This is a genomic window from Acinetobacter sp. P37, from assembly GCF_057480965.1.
This window is the reverse complement of record NZ_JBLIYY010000007.1, coordinates 154,011-175,591: the sequence shown is the minus strand read 5'-3', so window position 1 is coordinate 175,591 and position 21,581 is coordinate 154,011. Positions and strand designations below refer to the sequence as shown.

16 protein-coding genes are annotated in these 21,581 nt (G+C 41.1%); 10 read left to right on the top strand and 6 right to left on the bottom strand.

Features of this window, described 5'->3' with window-relative positions:
* Positions 1-113: 113 nt before the first annotated feature.
* Positions 114-344, top strand: a complete 231-nt coding sequence (locus tag AC25JC_RS08695) for a helix-turn-helix domain-containing protein (RefSeq protein ID WP_486923860.1) — start codon at positions 114-116, stop codon at positions 342-344.
* Here AC25JC_RS08695 and AC25JC_RS08690 read toward each other — a convergent pair.
* From AC25JC_RS08690 to AC25JC_RS08670, 5 genes are all read right to left on the bottom strand, one after another.
* Positions 325-1,974 carry a UvrD-helicase domain-containing protein gene (locus AC25JC_RS08690; RefSeq protein WP_486923859.1) on the bottom strand — a complete coding sequence of 550 codons (1,650 nt, stop codon included), beginning with the start codon at positions 1,972-1,974 and terminating at the stop codon, positions 325-327. The two genes, AC25JC_RS08695 and AC25JC_RS08690, sit on opposite strands and share 20 nt — an antisense overlap.
* Complete coding sequence (locus AC25JC_RS08685; RefSeq protein ID WP_486923858.1) at positions 1,971-3,875, bottom strand: ATP-dependent nuclease; 1,905 nt, start codon at positions 3,873-3,875, stop codon at positions 1,971-1,973. Before AC25JC_RS08685 ends, AC25JC_RS08690 begins: the two co-directional genes overlap by 4 nt.
* 187 nt (positions 3,876-4,062) lie before the next feature.
* On the bottom strand, positions 4,063-5,346 hold the full coding sequence (locus AC25JC_RS08680) for a ribonucleotide-diphosphate reductase subunit beta (RefSeq protein ID WP_078191110.1): 1,284 nt from the start codon (positions 5,344-5,346) through the stop codon (positions 4,063-4,065).
* Between the two features lie 401 nt (positions 5,347-5,747).
* Positions 5,748-5,921, bottom strand: a complete 174-nt coding sequence (locus AC25JC_RS08675; protein ID WP_162689752.1) for a hypothetical protein — start codon at positions 5,919-5,921, stop codon at positions 5,748-5,750.
* Between the two features lie 135 nt (positions 5,922-6,056).
* Positions 6,057-8,888 (bottom strand): ribonucleoside-diphosphate reductase subunit alpha, encoded by a 2,832-nt coding sequence (locus tag AC25JC_RS08670; RefSeq protein WP_486923857.1) that lies wholly within the window; start codon positions 8,886-8,888, stop codon positions 6,057-6,059.
* A gap of 588 nt (positions 8,889-9,476) precedes the next feature.
* Here AC25JC_RS08670 and bfmR point away from each other — a divergent pair.
* Both bfmR and bfmS read left to right on the top strand, forming a co-directional pair.
* A complete protein-coding gene (gene bfmR / locus AC25JC_RS08665; RefSeq protein ID WP_067764711.1) occupies positions 9,477-10,193 on the top strand; it encodes a response regulator transcription factor BfmR in 717 nt (238 codons plus the stop codon).
* Between the two features lie 44 nt (positions 10,194-10,237).
* On the top strand, positions 10,238-11,899 hold the full coding sequence (gene bfmS / locus AC25JC_RS08660; RefSeq protein ID WP_180034533.1) for a sensor histidine kinase BfmS: 1,662 nt from the start codon (positions 10,238-10,240) through the stop codon (positions 11,897-11,899).
* A gap of 92 nt (positions 11,900-11,991) precedes the next feature.
* On the opposite strand, the gene AC25JC_RS08655 is transcribed toward bfmS, so the two are convergent.
* Complete coding sequence (locus AC25JC_RS08655) at positions 11,992-12,348, bottom strand: hypothetical protein (protein ID WP_078192296.1); 357 nt, start codon at positions 12,346-12,348, stop codon at positions 11,992-11,994.
* 558 nt (positions 12,349-12,906) lie between these two features.
* Here AC25JC_RS08655 and ndhC point away from each other — a divergent pair.
* The 7 genes from ndhC to nuoH all read left to right on the top strand — a co-directional run bounded on the left by ndhC (position 12,907) and on the right by nuoH (position 21,576).
* Positions 12,907-13,455 carry an NADH-quinone oxidoreductase subunit A gene (gene ndhC, locus AC25JC_RS08650; RefSeq protein WP_078192295.1) on the top strand — a complete coding sequence of 183 codons (549 nt, stop codon included), beginning with the start codon at positions 12,907-12,909 and terminating at the stop codon, positions 13,453-13,455.
* A 6-nt stretch (positions 13,456-13,461) separates the two neighbouring features.
* Entirely contained in the window at positions 13,462-14,139 is a 678-nt protein-coding gene (locus AC25JC_RS08645) for a NuoB/complex I 20 kDa subunit family protein (protein WP_078191105.1), read from the top strand.
* An 87-nt stretch (positions 14,140-14,226) separates the two neighbouring features.
* Positions 14,227-16,014 carry an NADH-quinone oxidoreductase subunit C/D gene (gene nuoC, locus AC25JC_RS08640; protein ID WP_486923856.1) on the top strand — a complete coding sequence of 596 codons (1,788 nt, stop codon included), beginning with the start codon at positions 14,227-14,229 and terminating at the stop codon, positions 16,012-16,014.
* Between the two features lie 14 nt (positions 16,015-16,028).
* Positions 16,029-16,538, top strand: a complete 510-nt coding sequence (nuoE, locus tag AC25JC_RS08635) for an NADH-quinone oxidoreductase subunit NuoE (protein WP_078191103.1) — start codon at positions 16,029-16,031, stop codon at positions 16,536-16,538.
* A complete protein-coding gene (nuoF, locus tag AC25JC_RS08630) occupies positions 16,535-17,866 on the top strand; it encodes an NADH-quinone oxidoreductase subunit NuoF (RefSeq protein ID WP_078192293.1) in 1,332 nt (443 codons plus the stop codon). The genes nuoE and nuoF overlap by 4 nt, the downstream gene beginning before the upstream one ends.
* An 11-nt stretch (positions 17,867-17,877) precedes the next feature.
* On the top strand, positions 17,878-20,556 hold the full coding sequence (gene nuoG / locus AC25JC_RS08625; RefSeq protein ID WP_078192292.1) for an NADH-quinone oxidoreductase subunit NuoG: 2,679 nt from the start codon (positions 17,878-17,880) through the stop codon (positions 20,554-20,556).
* Between the two features lie 3 nt (positions 20,557-20,559).
* The gene (gene nuoH, locus AC25JC_RS08620; protein ID WP_078191100.1) at positions 20,560-21,576 is read left to right on the top strand and encodes an NADH-quinone oxidoreductase subunit NuoH; all 1,017 of its coding nucleotides are present in this window, start codon (positions 20,560-20,562) and stop codon (positions 21,574-21,576) included.
* The last annotated feature ends 5 nt before the right edge of the window (positions 21,577-21,581 follow it).

Below are 21,581 nucleotides of genomic sequence, written 5' to 3'. Positions count from 1 at the left end.
ATTCCTAAACTATCTTTTAATGATTACCCAAAAGGAAATATTCAGTAAACAGATAGGGTTAAATTAAAAATATCCTATTTTGGGATATTTTTAATTGTAACTGATATTGAGCCATGCGCTCAATACACGACCCTAGGTATCAAGACCTAATTAAGAAACTTATAGAACTTCGTGAGTCTAAAAATGTGACTCAGGTTGAGCTTGCGCGTCGTTTAGATAAACCCCAATCATACGTTTCCAAAGTTGAAATTTTGGAAAGACGTTTAGATGTGATTGAGTTATGCGACTGGCTTAATGCAATACATGTAAAAATCACGGATTTTATTACTCAACTCGATAATTGAAGAATTCATCATGAGTACTTCGACTTGTTTTCCATCTATAAGGAGGTGAGTCAAGTCGACGTTCTGCACTTTCAGTAAGAATTAATCTTTCCTTAGCTCTAGAAACACCAACAAAAAAAGCAGACCTTTCATCTTCCAATTTCCCCCAAAAAGTTTCATTTTCAATACCTAGCAGTATGACTGAGTGAAATTCGAGGCCTTTACTCTTATGAATAGTCAAAAGTTTCACTGTTTCATCATGATCAAAAGAATTGAGCGCTTTTAAAAGGTCAGCTTCTTGTTCTAAAAAATCCTTTATTCTATTTTCTAGTTGCTCAATAACATCTATTAAATAAGATTTAGATTCGTATTCAGGTGAAAGAGCAACTAAGGTTGATAAACCTAAATACTTTAACAAGGCTCTACTAGCATTTATCCAAGATTTAATTGGTGGCTGATAGTCTGTTGTTAAAAACTTTTTCTTTTGCTCTTTAAAAAAATGATTAAAGTTTCTAGTAATAGAAATACGTGTCTGTTCATCAATATCGAATGGGGATAATAATTCATTTACCTTTGTCCATGCTTTGGGATTTCTAGGTCCATATAAACACAGTAAATAATCAATAATTAACCTCGCAACTGGCTCAGTTGAAATATCTTGCATGCTTTGCTCATTTCTAAATGGAATTTCTTTAGCTTTGAGTGCAGTCATCAAGTCAAATGCATAATGTTCTATTTGCTTTGATACTAATACAGCAATGTCTGAGGGTGGAATATGTTCTTCTATAATCCATGTTTGGATTAAATTTGATAGGTGCTCAGCTTCATCTGAACTATTATTAAAACTTTCGTGAATGATTGAACCATCATTACCAACAATCAAATCTTCTGACATTACCGAGATTGGATCTAAATTTCGAATAATTTCGTTTTGTAGGCGTAGTAGCTTTGGTTTTGAACGGAAGTTTCGATACATGTTCAATGGCTGTGCATTAAAATCACCAGCGAATCTTAAAAATATACCATCTAGGGCACCAGCCCATCCCATAATTCTTTGTTTAGTATCACCAACGGCTGTTAATTTAATATTTGAATTGTAAAAAATGGCTTTAATAAGCTCATATTGTGTATCAGTACAATCTTGAAACTCATCTAAAAATACATCTGAATAAGTTTGTAATATTGATTTTCGTACAATATTAGAACTATTGATAATCTGTAGTGCGAAAGGCACAAGAGAGTCAAAATCAATTTGCTTTCTATGTATTCGTTGTGTACCAACTGAGTAATTAGGCTCCAACTCATCTAAGCCAGTCAATAATACTCGATACTTATCAATTATACGTTTAGCAAAAGCATGGAAAGTAAAGCTATCAAAGCGTCGAGAGAGGTTCTTACCACATCTAAGCTGAACCCTTTCTTTTAAGTTGCTACTTGCGTCTTTTTTAAAGGAAATTGCTAATATCCTTTTAGGATAAGGACACATTCCAGTTCTTAATAGAAAATCAGCTTTTTGGGCTAACAATTCGGTTTTTCCAGCCCCTGGCCCAGCGGTTAGGGCAAGTGAGCGGTACTGTTCCTTTGCTGCGATTAATGCATTCGGCTCTAAAATTAAATTATTCGCTGGTACCCATAAATCAGGTGTTATCATTCTGGAACACTCTCCAATATCGCTTTCACCTTAAGTGCTAAATTGATATAAGCTTTAGGCATATTTGATTTCAGGTCTTCATCATTGATTTTTGATAATCCATCAATATGAGCTGCTGGTTTACTACCCACTTTAAAATGAGAATGGTAAGTATCAAATAGCTCCAATTCTTCAACTGAATATTGATTTGAACCAAAATGACTTTTCCCTAAAACTGATTTAATTGTTTTTTCATCAGGAGTTTCTTTTTCTACTTTATAAGCTTCAGGAAAGGCTTTTAGCATGGAAAAATCTAAGTCTAACGGTGATGAAAAGAATACATTTCTTTTTTCTAATTCAACTCTGTAATTATCAAATTTTCTTATTAGTTGTGTTTCATCATTCCAATCAGGTATTCCATACTCAGGAGGGAGCATGAATGACGGATTATATAATGAGAATTGATCATTAACGTATTTAATTCTTCCCCAGCCACCTTGATATCGAGCTACATCTAGATCTAGTAATGTTATATACGGTATTTCTAATGTCGATAACAAGCGCCAAAAGTGATTTACATGTCTTCCTCCTAATGGAGTAATACATATAGCAGATTCATCAACAGGTAGCTCTAGTGCTTCAAATAGTTTCGGCAATACTATTTCTTCACTATCTCCTTCACCTAATACCACTAAACGTGCAAAATATATTTCAGGAAAGGCTTGAACAGCTTCTCGAACAAATTTGTGTGCGTCACCTGATTTTTGAGGAAGTGTAATGGTTTTAACTTGAGTTGCACGAGACTCTGAGTTTAAACGTAAATATCTAATTTTCTCTGGAGCGACGCGTCTTAATATGGATGGGGCATGTGTTGCAATTAGAGCCTGTGTATCATTACCTAATAATTTTTTAAGTACATTACTTATTCTCCCTAAATAGTGAGGAGACAAACTATTCTCAGGCTCTTCTATTAGAATTAGACTGAATACAGGTGGATTTAATTTATCTCTATCGAATGCTGTTTCTTCTCCAGAAATTACATCTCGATTAAGTGTTATAGAAGATAAGACTAAGGAGAGATAAAGCATTGATTTTTGACCATCACTTAATCTGGAATAGTCAACGTTTGTCTCACCGTGACCTGGTGAAAATGAAATAGACATGTGTTTCAACAAAGCTTCAACTTCTGAATTACCGAATGAGAGTTGAGGCTTTGTAAAGAATTTACCAGTATGTAAGTAACCCCAACTTTCATCTAACTTTGTACAAAGAGTCGAGATGGAAGAGTTGCCTGTAATACAGGAGTTGATTTGTTCAGATAATGAATTGATGTTTTCTCTTTCAGTATCCCAATTTATTGAGCGTAATAATCTGCCTAGTAAAGCATTTGTACCAAAGCCTATGTGATTTGATGGATCACGTCTTGCGGGAAGATAGTGAGCTTGTATCTGATTTCGATCAGAACGTGGTACTAATGTTTTAGTAATAGGTTCATTATTTTCATCAACGTCTAAAATATAGTAAAGATTTTCTTCGATATCACCATTTATTCCCATTGAGGCTGTTAAACGATAGCGGATTCTAGGAATTTCTTCTCCTACATCTAATCTCATTTGATTAAAGAATTCTGGAATTGTTGAGTGGTCATCATCATCTAGTAATTCGGGAAATAAAAAATTTGCCTCAATCCAAAGATTTCTTTCAATCGGAGGTGTTTCCTCATCTTGATTAATATGGAAATCAGATTTCAAGATTCTTCTTAAGTTTGGATCGAAACCAAATAATCTAGAAATCGCTTGTAAGGTGGATGTTTTTCCAGAGCCATTTGGTCCTATTAAATAGCTAATATCTTCAAAAGTAATTTCAGTTGGCTCTTGTCCAAATGATTGAAAGTTACTAATTCTTAAAGTGTCTAATTTCATTTAATTTGTTCCCCCTAATATTTTTTTAATAAAAAGGCTGATATACGGAAGTAATATCAGCCTTGGTTACGATAATTGCTTTGAATTATCGTAATAGAGTATTTTTATGACAAACCATGCGTCGTCTTATGACAAACAATGTGTCGTTTTTGACAAACCTTGTGTCGCATGACGTTTTGAATATCAATTACCAGCTTAACGCACCACCAGTTTGGTAATCCGTTACGCGAGTTTCAAAGAAGTTCTTCTCTTTACGTAAGTCCATCATTTCTGACATCCACTGGAATGGGTTATTCACACCAGCAAATTGTTCAGGCAAGCCCAATTGGCTCAAACGACGGTTACAGATGAACTTCAAGTATTCTTCCATCATGCCTGCATTCATACCCAATACACCGCGTGGCATAGTGTCACGAGCATATTCGATTTCAAGCATAGTACCTTCAAGAATCATTTGAATGATTTCTTCTTGGAACTCAGCAGTCCATAGGTGAGGGTTTTCGATCTTGATTTGGTTGATCATGTCGATACCAAAGTTCAAGTGCATAGATTCATCACGTAAGATGTATTGGAATTGCTCAGCAACACCATTCATCTTGTTACGACGACCCATAGACAAGATTTGGCTGAAACCACAGTAGAAGAAGATACCTTCAAGTACGCAGTAGAACGCGATCAAGTTGCGAAGCAAGATTTGGTCGTTTTCAGGTGTACCTGTTTTGAACGTAGGATCACTTAAAGATTGTGTATATTTCAGACCCCAAGCTGCTTTACGAGCCACTGAAGGAATTTCACGGTACATATTGAAGACTTCGCCTTCGTCCATGCCTAAAGATTCGATACAGTATTGGTAAGCGTGCGTGTGAATCGCTTCTTCAAATGATTGACGTAAGATGTACTGACGGCATTCAGGGTTTGTGATGTGACGGTAGATTGCAAGAACCAAATTGTTTGCAACCAAAGAATCCGCAGTGGAGAAGAAACCTAAAGAACGCATAACAATGGTACGCTCATCTTCGGTTAAGCCATTTTCAGACTTCCAAAGTGCGATGTCATGGTTCATGTTCACTTCTTGCGGCATCCAGTGGTTTGCACAACCGTCTAGATATTTTTGCCAAGCCCATTCGTATTTGAACGGTACAAGTTGGTTTAAGTCAGCGCGGCAGTTGATCATCGCTTTATCGTCAACTTGAACACGCTGAGCACCCATTTCTAGCTCTTCTAAGCCCGGTGCAACGTCTAGATTTTCTAGAGCGTTAGATGCTCTTGCCAACGGATCGGTTGGATCTGTTGGTCGATTTGTACTGGTTCGAGCGGGTTGTGCAGCTGCCAAATTCGGCGATGAGTGCTGTGCATTAGATACCACTTGCGAATCAGTCGTTTTTTGCGGTTCGACGGGCGCAGGCTGGTGAGCTTGTGCAGCTTGTTTCGGTTCATCATCTTCGAAATCGTCCCAACTTAGGATAGACATAACAGTTCTCTCTTCGTTGCTTTATATCTTTTATAGACATCCAGCGTCGCTGAGATGTCCTACTATACGCTCAATTTGTGTAAGCAAAATTAAGTTTTGTCGATCACTGCTCTAAAAGTGTTCGGTAGAGCAAATATCCCCACTACTTATTTTGATTACGCGATTTATATGCCTTAAACCAGAAATAGGCGATCGGGACATAAAAAGTCAAAATAAAGGAAACCACCAAAGCGATAAGCCCTAACTGATAGTTATGTGTCATATGTGGCATGGTGGTGTCCTTGATTGTTAAATATTAAATCCTCCCCAAACCCCTCCTTTAATAAAGGAGGGGATTTCCGTGAATTATTTTGTTTTCACGGAAGTCCCCCTTTGGAAAAGGGGGATTTAGGGGGATTGTATTAAGCAGCTACCTGAGTAGTTGGCTTAAAATTTTCAATATTTTGCTCTTTTGGTTGGTTTGCATAAATGAATACAACCAAGGAACAGGGAAGAAGGCATTGCATACAGAATTTCTGAGTTTGCTTACGCACAATGCGAGCTTTCTTCTTAAATTTTTTCAGCTCTTTCGACATGTTCTTTTCCTCTAAGGGAATCAATCATAACGAATTAGCAATAAAGTGAGTTCTTATGCTAACCACTCATAAGAATCAACCATTGCTAATACCGCAATAATGAGAAAATCTCGGTTGATTCCTAAATGGGTTAACTTACTGACAAGCCTCACAATCAGGGTTGTCAATTGAACATGCCATTGGCACTGGAGCTGCTTGACTAAAACCTTCTTCTTCAGCAGCAACTTCAGCTTTAGGCTCTTCTTTCGCAACAGCTGTTACAGGTGCTGCAACAGTAGCAGGCTTAACTGCGTTCAATGCGCCAGTGTTAATGGTTGATTTCTCAGCAGAAGTCGCACCCAATGCACGTAGGTAGTAAGTGGTTTTTAGACCACGTAACCATGCCATTTTGTACGTCATATCAAGTTTCTTACCGTTTGCACCAGAGATGTAAAGGTTAAGAGACTGAGCTTGGTCGATCCATTTTTGACGACGTGATGCAGCATCAACAATCCAACGTGGCTCAACTTCGAACGCAGTCGCGAAGATTGCTTTAAGCTCTTCAGGAATACGTGCAATTTTTTGAACCGAACCTTCGAAGTGCTTCAGGTCGTTGACCATTACAGAATCCCAAAGACCGCGATCTTTTAACGCACGTACTAGGTACGGGTTGATCACTGTGAATTCACCAGAAAGGTTAGATTTCACATACAAGTTTTGGAAAGTTGGTTCGATTGACTGTGATACGCCACAAATGTTCGAAATGGTTGCAGTCGGTGCAATTGCCATCACGTTTGAGTTGCGCATACCGTCTTTTTGAACTTTAGTACGTAAAGTATCCCAGTCCAAACGTGTTGTACGGTCAACTTCGAACATACGGTCAGGACGCGCTTTTTGTACGATATCTAAAGAGTCAATTGGCAAGATACCTTGATCCCAAAGTGAACCTTTAAATGTCTCGTAAGTACCACGTTCAAGTGCCAAATCGCTAGATGTTTGAATCGCGTAGTAAGAAATCACTTCCATCGATTCATCAGCGAACTCAACCGCAGCATCAGAACCATAAGCCAATTTCATTTCGTATAAAGCATCTTGGAAGCCCATGATACCCATACCCACTGGACGGTGTTTCAAGTTCGAGTTGCGCGCTTGTGGAACAGCGTAGTAGTTGATGTCAATCACGTTGTCGAGCATACGAACAGCAGTTTTAACTGTACGAGCAAGTTTTTCACGATCTAACACACCGCCTTGCACGTGTTGTACAAGGTTAATTGAACCTAAGTTACATACTGCGATTTCATCTTCGTTCGTGTTCAGCGTAATTTCTGTACACAAGTTAGAAGAGTGAACTACACCAACGTGTTGTTGTGGTGAACGTAAGTTACATACGTCTTTGAATGTGATCCAAGGGTGACCAGTTTCAAACAACATAGACAACATTTTGCGCCATAAGTCTTTCGCACGGACTTTCTTATGTAGCATGTTGGTTTCTTTCGCAATGCCTTCATAGTAAGCATAGCGTTCAGCAAATGCTGCACCTGTTAGGTCATGCAAATCAGGTGTTTCAGATGGTGTGAACAGAGTCCATTCAGCATCTTCGAATACACGTTGCATAAACAAGTCAGGAACCCAGTTCGCTGTGTTCATGTCGTGTGTACGACGACGGTCATCACCGGTGTTCTTACGAAGTTCTAGGAATTCTTCGATGTCCAAGTGCCAAGTTTCAAGATATGCACATACTGCACCTTTACGTTTACCACCTTGGTTGACTGCAACAGCAGTATCGTTGGCAACTTTAAGGAACGGTACAACACCTTGTGACTTACCATTTGTACCTTTGATGTACGAGTTAAGCGCACGAACTGGTGTCCAGTCATTACCTAAACCACCCGCCCATTTAGACAACATTGCGTTATCACGCATTGCGCCATAAATGTTGTAAAGGTCATCTGAAATGGTTGTTAAGTAACAGCTAGATAACTGTGGACGTAAAGTACCAGAGTTAAATAGAGTAGGCGTAGACGCCATGTAATCGAAGCTAGACAATAAGTTATAGAATTCGATTGCACGTTCTTCACGGTTTGCTTCGTTCAATGAAAGACCCATTGAAACACGCATGAAGAATAATTGTGGTAATTCGAAACGTACACCATCTGAGTGGATGAAGTAACGGTCAAATAAGGTTTGTAGACCTAAATAAGTAAATTGGTTTGAGCGTTCTGGTTGAATCGCAGCAGCCAATTTTGCAAGGTCAAAGTTAAGTAGTTCTGGAGAAAGAAGATCAAGCTCGATACCTTTCTTCAAGAAAGTTTCTAAAGCGTCGCCTTCATTCGTGTCACTATCTAAACCTAAGAACTCTAACCCTGTAGCAACAAGGTCGTTACGCAATAAACGCGCAGTCACATATGTATAGTTTGGTTCTTGTTCGATACGTGTACGAGTAGCCATCATCATGGTCGTTGAGATGTCTGACTCTTTTACGCCGTTATAAAGGTTTTTTACAGTCTCATCGATAATCGCTCGAACATCGATGCCTTCTAAACCTTCAGCTGCTTTAACAATATTTGCCTCAAGCGCGCCAAGATCAAGCGGTTTAAGCTGACCGTTTGAACCTGTCACTTGTAACGTAGGGTGGTGGTGAGCACCAGTTTGTTTACGAGCTTCGGCACGTTGTTCGCGGTAAATCACGTAAGAGCGAGCAACTTTTTGCTCACCTGTACGCATAAGCGCAAGTTCAACCTGATCCTGAATTTCTTCAATATGAATGGTACCGCCAGAAGGTAAACGACGGTTAAAGGTATTCAATACCATCTCAGTTAATTGAGAGATACGGTCATGAATACGGCTGGAGTCAGCGCTTTGCTGGCCTTCAACGGCCAAGAACGCTTTACCAATCGCCACAGAGATTTTTTCTGCATCAAAAGGTGCAACGTCACCGGTGCGTTTAATCACCTGAATTTGACCAGGGGTTGAATTCGTTACGCTCATGCTAGCATAGCTCCATTTGTCATCTATTTTTATGTTAGGACCGTTTGAACTGGGCAATTTTTATGCCACAGTGTTTGAGGTTTAAACACAAGACCTAGTGGTTTAAAAATTTATTGAACACAAGATACGGGAAAATTCAGGGTATATCAATATTGACATTTTACTAAATGCTTTGAACTTTTCTGGCAGAAATCCATCTCAAAAAATCCCTATTTTTTATCTTTGTTATATATGCCTTATCCGACAAGGGCATAGCATAGCAAAGTCGAAAAAGAGTGCTTATAGATAACATTGTGGATAACTTCAGAAAGCCTAAAAAGTTGTGAATTAATCAGTCAGTTTTTATTCGATGAAAATGTATCCAAATTTATAATTGTTGGTATTGTGAGCAATAGGTCATGGAAATGATTGGTAAATACGGCTGCAAAAATGTAGCAGGTTAAAATTTATTACAAAATACGATATTGATGTATCAGTTTGGTGAATGCCATCTTGTTTACAATGTAAACGTGTGTATATTGCAAACTATGTTTAAGCGTATCTATCGGATTTCAAATAGGATACGCCCAATCAAATAAGGGGCAATCAATGAGCCAAGAAGAAAAGTTACCTAAAATTTTAATTGTTGAAGACGATGAGCGTCTTGCTCGTTTAACTCAAGAATACTTAATCCGTAACGGACTTGAAGTTGGGGTAGAACCAGACGGTAATCGTGCGATTCGCCGTATTATCGCTGAACAACCAGATATGGTATTACTCGACGTGATGCTTCCGGGTGCCGATGGTTTAACCATTTGTCGTGAAGTTCGTCCACACTACCATCAACCAATTTTAATGTTGACTGCACGTACCGAAGACATGGACCAAGTGTTGGGTCTAGAAATGGGTGCAGATGATTATGTTGCAAAACCTGTTCAACCTCGCGTTTTACTTGCGCGTATTCGTGCATTATTACGTCGTACAGACAAAGCACCAGAAGATGAGGTTGCACAGCGCATCGAATTTGATGATCTTGTAATTGATAATGGTGGTCGTTCTGTCACACTCAATAATGAGTTGGTTGACTTTACCAGTGCAGAATATGACCTTTTATGGTTGTTGGCATCTAATGCGGGTCGCATTCTTTCTCGTGAAGATATTTTTGAGCGTCTGCGTGGTATTGAATACGATGGTCAAGATCGTTCAATTGACGTGCGTATCTCGCGAATTCGTCCAAAAATTGGTGATGATCCAGAAAACCCGAAACGCATTAAGACCGTACGTAGTAAAGGTTATTTATTCGTAAAAGAAACCAACGGCATTTAATGTAAAATACCGTCCCTTAGTTTGGCAAAGTAGGACACTTTTACGTGTTTAAACACAGTATATTTTTGCGCGTTTATGCGGGGCTACTGATTTTAGTCTTTTTAGTCGCTACATTTGGCTATTTGCTGGTGCAAATCATTAACTACCAGCGCGCGCAAGAATATCGTGAATCGCTTACTGACGGTTTGGCTTTCATTATAAGTGAAGGTATTGCACGTCAGCCAAATGAACAACAAAAGTCAGATTGGGTGTCAGATGCATCTGATCTACTTGAGTTGCCTATTTATTATGTAAAAGCTAATCAGGTTGATTTAACCCGAGCGGAAACAAAACGTATAGAAGAGCGTAAAGCTGTAGTGCGTTGGGACGCACAAACCACAGCAGCTTATATTATTATTGGCTTAAAAGATGACCCTGCACATCTACTGTATATAAAAGCTGATAATATTTCAGAACGCCAAATGAAAGCATTGCCTGTATTTATACTGGATTATTTGGTGTATTACCCAGGTCAAGAAAAACAATATCTTGAAAAAATCCAACATCATTTTTCTTATCCAATTTCAATTCAAAATGTTCAAAGTTTACCTTTAGACTCTGAGCAAATCGGCCGACTACGTTTAGATCACAGCATTATTTTGTATCGTGATAGTGCGACTGAGCGCGGCACAACTATTTCGATCGTATCACCAATTCCAAGCTCAACTTCAGAAGTCTTGGTCATGGGGCCGGTACCATTATTTAATTGGATGCCTTTCCAGTTGGCAGCGGGTATTACGCTACTGAGTTTGTTTGTCTTGAGCTTGGGTGTTTATGGTCTATTGGTGCCGATGCAACGTAAGCTGCGTGCTGTAAATTATGCGTTAAATAAAATGAAGGGCGGGGACTTATCTGTACGTCTGCCTGTCGAAAGCACGGATGAGTTTGGTACTTTAGCATCGAGCTATAACTCCATGTCAGATCATATTGAGCGTTTAATTGAAGCACAGCGTGAGTTGATGCGCGCGGTATCGCATGAACTGCGGACACCCGTGGCACGTATTCGCTTTGGTGTAGAAATGATGGCGGATGAAGATGATTATGACTACCGTCAGCAGCAAGTCGAACAGATTGATAAAGATATTGAGGCTCTAAATACTTTAATTGATGAAATCATGACTTATGCCAAACTCGAACAGGGCATGCCATCTTTAGAATTTGAAGATGTTAGCTTGTTTGAAGTTTTAGATCAGGTCCTGATTGAAACTGAAGCCTTAAAGACTGGGAAAACCTTGGAATTACAAGCACCACCAATTGGAGTGGTTGTGGAAACCGAGCGTCGCTATTTACACCGTGTTGTACAAAACTTGGTGGGGAATGCAGTGCGATATTGTGACGATAAAGTGCTGATTAGTGGTGGTGTGAATGATGAAGGTATGGCTTATATCTGTGTTGAAGATGATGGCCCCGGCATTCCAGAAGAAGATCGTAAACGTATCTTTGATGCTTTTGCACGTTTAGATGATAGTCGCACACGTGCCTCAGGGGGCTATGGTTTAGGCTTATCGATTGTTAGTCGCATTGCATATTGGTTTGGCGGGACTATTGATATTGATGAAAGTCCAATATTAGGCGGGGCGCGTTTCACCATGACATGGCCTGCAACTCGTTTTAAGAAAAATAAACCGAAGTTAGATGTTAAAGAACCGAGTACCAATGAAAATTAAGTAAGCTTAGATATGTAGCTAAGCTGATTTTAGTGAATGATAAGTATAAAAAGCCATTCAATTTGAATGGCTTTTTGATATCAGTTTTCTACTTATTCCGTAATTGTTGCATCGGGTTCAATAATAGGTTTGCCATTTTTTAATGCGGCAAGAGCATCTGCATTAAAATCGATGAGTAAGGAGTTGTTTTTAGCATCGATAGAATAATTGCTAATAAGTTTTTGATCACCGTTTAAAGTTTCAAGTTTATATTCATCTGCAATATTCATAATCCCGTTAAGGTTGGTTGTTGCAGAAGCTAAATCTTGTCGTAACAACTCATAGATATCACGTAAATCAAAAATGGCATTTTGAGCATCAGGATGCTTATCTAAATAGCTTTTAATATGGTGAATCACCAATTGCGCAGATAGAAAATAATCAGGTTTATGCGTAAATTCTAAAGTCATTATTGTCTCTCCGTTGTGATTGCTTTTTGTGTTTTAACTACAAATATCACACTCTTTGTGGGTCGTGTCAAAGAATTGCAAAAAAAGTCACAAGAAGCTAAAAAAAGACTTTTTTCTTTGTGCTAATTCAACTTGTTTTTCATTTTAGGGGAAAGATCAAAGCTAATAGATGGGATAAAAAAGGCAACCAATTTGAAACAAGATGGAATTTCTTTAATAAATGATACGGCCATGAAAATTTAATACATGAGCTAAAAGTTGAAGGATTTGTTCATGAAACTGAACAGTCATAATTTTCTGTTAAAATCACATAAATGTAATAATTAATAAAAAAATAAGATCTAATCTAATTAAACGATTAATCCTAAATTTAAGGGAGTAAACCCAATTTAAATGCTGAAATGATTAAAAAATCATCCTAAAGACGAATATCGATAAGCTAGCAAGAAGCCTCCTCAATCAGGTACAATTGGCGGGATTAATTTTGTGTTTGGTGTATTTGAAGGCCAATACATACATTCTTTGTTAATAAATAGGCCTGCCAGGAGTTATCCCCGCATGAGTGCCATTACTCCATACGATTGGGCAATTATTGCCTTCGTGATCGGCGTTACATTCCTTTGCGTCTTTATGCTGACCGTCCCTTTACTCCTTGGGGGTAAATCATGGGGTCGTGCTAAGCAAGAGCAGTTTGAGTCAGGTGTAGTAGGTGCTGGTGGTGCACGTATTCGCTTGTCTGCGAAATTCTATTTAGTTGCGATCTTCTTTGTGGTGTTCGATATCGAAGCACTTTACCTTTATGCATGGGCATCTTCTGTTCGTGAAACAGGGTGGGTTGGTTTTGCAGCTGCAGCAGTCTTTATTTTAGTTTTACTTGCTGGTTTGGTTTATGAATTGTCTTCTGGTGGTTTGAATTGGTCACCTTCTGACAAACGTAAAGCGGCGGGAATTAAACCTAAAATTGGTTCGCCAAATATGGATATCGCAGAAATCACACGCTTTAACTCTATTGAAGAGTTGGTTATGGACCCTACAGGTCAAATTCCAGCGCAATCATCTGGTCGTGTGAAATCTAAGTCACCGACTGCATCATCTGACAAGGAGTAAGACGGGATGAAATATACATTAACCCGTGCGAATCCGGATGCTGATCAATATCCACTTCAAGAGCGTCAAATCGTTACCGATCCGCTTGAAGAAGAAGTGAATAAAAATGTGTTCATGACTCGTTTAGAGGATGTTGCACATACAGCAGTAAACTGGGGTCGTAAAAACTCAGTTTGGCCGTTCAACTTTGGTACATCTTGCTGCTACGTAGAGTATGCAACGACTTTAACAGGCGTGCATGACTTGTCACGTTTCGGTGCCGAGGTTATTCGTGCTTCACCACGTCAGGCTGACTTGATGATTGTTGCAGGTACATGCTTCATGAAAATGGCGCCTGTAATTCAACGTTTGTACGAGCAAATGCTTGAGCCTAAATGGGTAATCTCAATGGGCGCATGTGCAAACTCTGGTGGTATGTACGACATTTATTCAGTTGTACAAGGTGTGGATAAAATCATCCCTGTCGATGTGTATATCCCGGGTTGCCCACCACGTCCTGAAGCTTTAATTCAGGCATTGATGTTATTGCAAGACCAGATTCAACTTGAGCGCCGTCCTTTATCGGCCGTGATTGGTGATGATCTTAAGCCAGTGTATAAGCCAAAGATGATGCCAGAACGTGACCGTAAGAACGCACAGCGTATTGCAGTGAAAAACTTACGCTCAATGGATGAAATTAAATAATCACTGCGACGAAATATTGATACACCCGGACTGGGTGTAATTGTCGTTTTGATTGACTGAATTTGTATTAAATAGGAAGCCAAGCCAATGGCTGAAACTGACATTGCTATGCCAGAATCAACTCCAGTTGATTCCCGCCCTGCATTTGCAATTGTAGAAGAGCTCAAAACCAAATTTGGTGAGAACTTCTACGTGCAAACGACTTTTGAAGACTTTCCAACAGTCTGGGTTGAGCGCGCACGTGTACAAGACGTTTTAATGTTCTTGCGTACGGTGTCACGTCCATACGTGATGCTGTTTGACTTGTCTGCGGTTGATGAGCGTTTACGTACACACCGCGATGGTCTGCCTGCATCTGACTTCACTGTGTTCTATCATCTGTTATCGCTTGAGCGTAACAGTGATATTCGTATTAAAGTTGCATTAGCTGAGAATGATGTAAACATTCCAACGGCAACGAATATTTGGCCTAATGCCAACTGGTACGAACGTGAAGCTTACGACATGTTTGGTATCAACTTCGAAGGGCATCCAATGCTCCGTCGTATCTTGTTGCCAACATATTGGGAAGGTCACCCGTTACGTAAAGAATATTCTGCACGTGCGACCGAATACACGCCTTATCGCCAAAACCAAGCGAAACAGGATTACGAACAAGAACATCTTCGTTTCGTACCTGAAGATTGGGGTATGAAGCGTGGGAACGATGATGAAGACTTCATGTTCCTAAACTTGGGTCCTAACCATCCATCTGCGCACGGTGCCTTCCGTGTGATCTTGCAGTTGGACGGCGAAGAAGTGAAAGACTGTGTTCCTGACATCGGCTATCACCACCGTGGCGTGGAAAAAATGGCTGAGCGTCAAACATGGCACTCATTCATCCCGTATACAGACCGTGTTGACTACTTAGGTGGTTGTGCGCAAAACATGCCTTACGTTCTTGGCGTAGAGCAAATGGCAGGGATTACCGTTCCTGATCGTGCACAATGTATCCGTGTCATGATGTCTGAATTGTTCCGTATCAATAACCACTTATTGTTCATTGGTACTGCGATTCAGGATGCCGGCGGTATGACCCCAGTATTCTATATGTTCGCTGACCGTCAAAAAATCTATGACGCGATCGAAGCGATCACGGGTTACCGTATGCACCCAGCATGGTTCCGTATCGGGGGTACAGCGCATGACTTGCCAAACAACTGGCAGCACCTCATTCGCGAAATCCTAGATTGGATGCCGAAGCGTATGAACGAGTACTACACTGCAGCACTGAAAAACTCAGTGTTTATCGGTCGTACCCGTAATGTTGCTCAGTATGATGCTAAATCTGCATTGGCTTGGGGTGTAACGGGTACTGGTCTACGTGCTACAGGTATTGATTTCGACGTTCGTAAATACCGTCCTTATAGCGGCTACGAAAACTACGACTTTGATGTGCCTTTAGAGTACGAAGGCGATGCTTATGCACGTGTTCTTGTTCACTTCCGTGAAATTGAAGAATCGCTGAAAATCATCAAGCAATGTTTAGACAACATGCCTTCTGGTGCATACAAAGCAGACCATCCACTGGCTGTTCCACCACCAAAAGATAAAACTTTACAAGACATCGAAACATTGATTACGCACTTCTTGAGCGTGTCATGGGGTCCTGTAATGCCAGCAGGCGAAAGCTCTGTAATGGCGGAAGTGGTAAAAGGTGCGTCGAACTACTACTTGACTTCAGACAAGTCAACGATGAGTTACCGTACACGTATCCGTACACCAACCTTCACGCACTTACAGCAAATGCCTTCTGTGATTAACGGCAGCTTAATGTCTGACTTAATCATTTATTTAGCGACAATTGACGTCGTAATGGCTGACGTGGATCGCTAAGGGGTAATCGCATTATGATGATTTTGACTGACAAAAAACCACGTGTGAACGTTGAAGGGATTTTAACTGCGGAAGAAATCCACGATATCGAACATCACATTGGTCACTATCCGTACCCACGCGCAGCATGTCTTGATGCTTTGAAGTGTGTACAACGCCGTAATGGCTGGGTAGATGATGCACAGATGAATGCTATTGCGCAATTGCTTAGCATGAGCCTTGCAGACCTAGAAGGTGTTGCAACTTTCTATAACCGTATTTACCGTCAACCAGTTGGTCGCCACGTAATTTTATTATGTGACTCGATTGCTTGTTTCTTGATGGGTGCGGAAACACTTGCTGAAGCATTCCAGCGTGAATTAGGCATTTCATTTGGTCAAACGACTGCAGATGGTCGCTTTACTTTATTGCCAATTTGCTGCCTAGGTAACTGTGACAAAGGTCCGACGTTAATGATTGACGAAGACACTCACGGTCTAGTTGAAGTGACTTCAATTAAACAGTTATTGGAGAAGTATGTATGAATACTGAACCAAAACCAATTTATGGCGACGGTAACCCAGAAACTCACCCATTAACTTGGCGTTTGAGTAAACAGGAACACGTTCGCAGTGCAGATGATTACGAAGCACTTGAAGGTTATGCAGGCTTTAAGAAAGCTGTTGGCATGCAACCGAAAGAAGTGCTTGAAGTGATCAAAGCTGCGACTGTAAAAGGTCGTGGTGGTGCGGGCTTCCCTGCAGGGATCAAATGGTCGCTTATGGCGCCAAATGATAACTCAGGCCCTCGTTACCTCATCTGTAATGCCGATGAAATGGAACCTGGTACCTTCAAAGACCGTCTGTTGATGGAAAAACTTCCTCATCAGTTGATCGAAGGTATGTTGATTGCTGCTTATACATTAGAAGCAACACAGGGTTATATCTTCATCCGTGGTGAATACGTCGAAGCGGCTCAATACTTAAATGAAGCATTGGACCAAATTCGTGCCAAAGGTTACTTGGGTGAAAACATCTTAGGTACAGGTTGGAACTTCGAGTTACACGTGCATACCGGTGCGGGTCGTTATATCTGTGGTGAAGAAACTGCATTGATTAACTCGCTTGAAGGTCGCCGTGCGAACCCTCGTACTAAACCGCCATTCCCACAAGTTGCAGGTGCTTGGGGTCGTCCTACGATTGTTAACAACGTAGAGACTTACAACAACTTACCCGCAATTATGCTTCGTGGTCCTGAATGGTATATCGGTTTATCTGAAGGTAAGTCGAAAGATCCAGGTACTAAAATTTATGGCGCTTCAGGCAAAGTAAAATTCCCAGGTCTTTGGGAGCTTCCATTTGGTACAACTGCGCGTGAAGTGATTGAAGATCATGCTGGTGGTATGCGTGATGGTTTAAAACTCAAAGCATGGTTACCGGGTGGTGCTTCTACAGACTTCCTTGCTGCTGAACATATTGACCTTCCTATGGATGCTGAAAGCATCATGAAAGCTGGTTCACGTTTAGGTACGTGTTTGCTCATGGTAGTAGATGAAACTCAATGTATGGTTTCAGCAACCCGTAACTTAGAAGAATTCTTTGCGCGTGAATCTTGCGGTTGGTGTACACCATGCCGTGATGGCTTACCTTGGGCGGTTAAAGCGCTTAAAGCCTTGGAAGATGGCACAGGTAAGAAAGAAGATATCGATCACTTACAAGAACTGACTCGTAAGCTTTGGATTGGTAAAACTTTCTGTGCGCATGCTCCAGGTGCGATGGAACCGTTAATGGGCGCACTCAAACATTTCCGTGGCGAGTTTGAAGCTAAAGTCGTAAATGCGGCAGCTCAAACTAGCAACGTAGAACAAGCTTAAGGAATTCGACTATGGCTACAATTCATGTCGATGGAAAATCGTATGAAGTCAACGGCTCAGAGAACTTGCTACAAGCATGTCTTAGCCTTGGCATCGACATCCCATACTTTTGTTGGCATCCATCCTTAGGTTCTGTCGGTTCTTGCCGTCAATGTGCTGTGACTCAATACGCGAATCCTGAAGATACTCGCGGTCGTTTAGTTATGTCATGTATGACGCCTGCATCTGACAATACCTACATTTCGATTGAAGATGACGAAGCAAAAAATTTCCGTGCTTCTGTTGTTGAATTCTTGATGACCAACCACCCACACGACTGCCCAGTCTGTGAAGAGGGTGGTCATTGTCATTTACAAGATATGACTGTAATGACTCAGCATGACCGTCGTCGTTACCGCTTCACAAAACGTACGCATTACAACCAAGAGCTAGGCTCTTTCATTTCTCATGAAATGAACCGTTGTATTGCGTGCTACCGTTGTGTGCGTTACTACAAAGATTATGCAGGTGGTACAGACTTTGGTGTGTATGCAAACGCTTCGCGTGTTTACTTTGGTCGTCCAGAATCAGGTACTTTAGAATCTGAATTCTCTGGTAACTTGACTGAAGTGTGCCCAACAGGTGTATTCACAGATAAAACTCACTCTGAACGCTATAACCGTAAATGGGACATGCAGTATGCGCCAAGCGTATGCCAAGGCTGTTCTTCAGGTTGTAACATCTCTCCGGGTGAACGTTATGGCGAACTACGTCGTGTAGAAAACCGCTTTAACGGTGACGTGAACCAATACTTCCTTTGCGATAAAGGTCGTTTCGGTACAGGTTATGTGAACCGTGAAGATCGTCCACGTCAACCACAATTCCGCTCTGGTGCAAATGTGACTACAGTTTCTGTAGACCAAGCATTGGATACCGTAATTGAAAATATCCAAGGCAAAAAAGTATTGGGTATCGGTTCACCACGTGCGTCACTTGAATCAAACTTCGCGCTTCGCGAACTTGTAGGTCAAGACAACTTCTCAACAGGTATGTCTCAAAAAGAGCAAAAACTTGTTGAGCTTGCAGCTTCTATCATGCAAACCGAAGGTGTTTATAACCCAGGTATGCGTGAAATCGAAAGCTACGATGCTGTGTTGATTTTGGGTGAAGACTTAACTCAAACTGCACCACGTATGGCTCTATCTGTTCGCCAAGCTGCGAAAAATAAAGCCAAAGAAATGGCTGCAGAGCGCCGTACGCAAGAGTGGTTGGCTGAGCCTGTACAACGTATTGCTCAAGATGCGAAATCTCCGATTTACATCCTTGCTGCAACTCAAACACGTTTAGCTGATGTTGCAACAGGTGAAGTTGTTGCATCACCTAACGACATTGCACGTTTAGGTTTTGCGGTCGCAGCTGCTGTCAAAGGTGAAGTGATCTTAGGTTTGGATGACGATGCAAAAGCATTTGCACAAACGATTGCTGACACTTTAAAAGCTGCGAAAAAACCATTAATCATCTCTGGTACAAGCTTACAAGACGCATCAATCATGGAGGCTGCTGCACAAGTTGCACAGAACCTTGGTAATGCGGGCTTAACATTGACTGTTCCTGAAGTGAACTCAATGGGCTTAGCGATCTTTGGTGGTCAAAGCCTAGAACAAGCATTTGCACAAGATTACGATACCGTGATCGTGGTGGAAAATGACCTTTATCGTCGCTTACCAGCCGCGCAGGTGAATGCTGCACTTTCTGGTAAAGAAGTGATCGTACTTGATCATTCTGAAACTGAAACTGTGAAAAAAGCCAACATCGTACTTTCTGCTGCTTCATTTGCTGAAGGTGATGGTACTGTTGTCTCTCAGGAAGGCCGTGCACAACGTTTCTACCAAGTGTATGACCCAAGCTACTACAAACCAGAACTTGCGATCAAAGAATCTTGGCGCTGGTTACATGCCATTGAAACTGGCGTGAAAGGCAAAGCGATTTCTTGGACAGTTCTTGATGATGTTATCGAGTCAGTAGCGAAAAACGTTCCTGCACTTGAAGCAATTCAAGACGTAGCACCAGATGCTGGCTTCCGTGTACATGGTCTGAAAGTGGCACGTGAACCACGTCGTTACTCAGGTCGTACTGCGATGCGCGCACCACTTTCTATTCATGAACCAAAACAACCAGTCGATAAAGACTCTGCGTTGACGTTCTCTATGGAAGGTTATGTAGGTAACCAAACTCCAGCTTCACTTGTACCATTTGCTTGGTCTGCAGGTTGGAACTCTCCACAAGCTTGGAACAAATTCCAAGACAACGTGGGTGGTCACTTAAAAGGTGGTGATGCAGGCGTTCGTTTATTCGATCGTTTAGCGAAACGTCCAGCACGTACATTCGTTGCACCTGCACCAGTTGCGGTTAATGGTGAAAGCTTCCGTCTTGTACCGATGCATCACATCTTCGCTTCTGGTGAATTTACAGTGAAAACACCTGCGATGGAGTCGCGTATTCCTGAAGCAATGTTTGCTGTGGGTGAGCAAGATGCAGCACGCTTAAATGTTCAAGATGGTCAACGTATCGCTGTGAAAGCAGGGGATGTTGAAATCGTCCTTCCAGTTCAAGTGATTGAATACTTACCTACAGGTTATATCGGTTACCCAGTGGGTCTAGCACCTACAGTATCGCTTGCAGAACCTGTTTCAGTCGCGGTAGGAGTGTAATTCATGGAACAAGAATTAATCCGTCAAACGCCGCTGTGGGCTGAAAACTGGCCAATCGCCTATTCAGTTCTTCAAGCAATTGTGATCTTACTGGTTGTGGTATTGATCGCTGCGTTGATGTCTTTTATTGAACGTCGTTTACTCGGCTTGTGGCAAGACCGTTACGGTCCGAACCGTGTAGGTCCGGGCGGTATGTTCCAGATCGTTGCCGACATGCTGAAAATCATGTTCAAAGAAGACTGGACACCAAAATTTGCTGACAAATTGACTTTCCGTATGGCTCCAGCAGTTGCGATGGCAACTGCGGTGCTATCGTTCATGGTTATTCCTGTTTCACCTTATCTAGGTGTTTCAGACATGAGCATCGGTCTATTGTTCTTTATGGCAATGGCTGGTATTGCGGTATATGCAGTATTGTTCGGTGGTTGGTCATCAAATAACAAATACGCATTACTCGGTGGTTTACGTTCTGCTGCTCAAACCATTTCTTATGAAGTGTTCTTGGGTATTTCACTGATGGGTGTGGTTGCGATTGCAGGCTCATTCAACATGCGTGAAATTGTTGAAGCGCAACGTGATGTTTGGTTTGTAATTCCTCAGTTCTTAGGTTTCTTGATCTTCGTGGTTGCGGGTGTTGCGGTAACTCACCGTCATCCATTTGACCAACCAGAAGCAGAACAAGAATTGGCGGAAGGTTACCATGTCGAATACGGCGGTATGAAATGGGGTATGTTCTTCGTTGCGGAATACGTCAACGTCGTACTGATCTCTGCATTAATCGTGACTTTATTCTTCGGTGGTTGGTTAGCGCCTTTCAACCTAGATATTCCATTCATTCCAGCTGCGTTCTGGTTCATTATTAAAACAGCATTCTTTGTAATGATGTTTGTCTTGGCTCGTGGCTCTTTAATGCGTCCACGTTATGACCAAGTCATGAACTTTGGTTGGAAAATTTGCTTGCCATTGGCGTTGGTTAACCTTCTGGTAACTGGTGCTGTGATTCTAATGAATCAGGCCTAAGACAG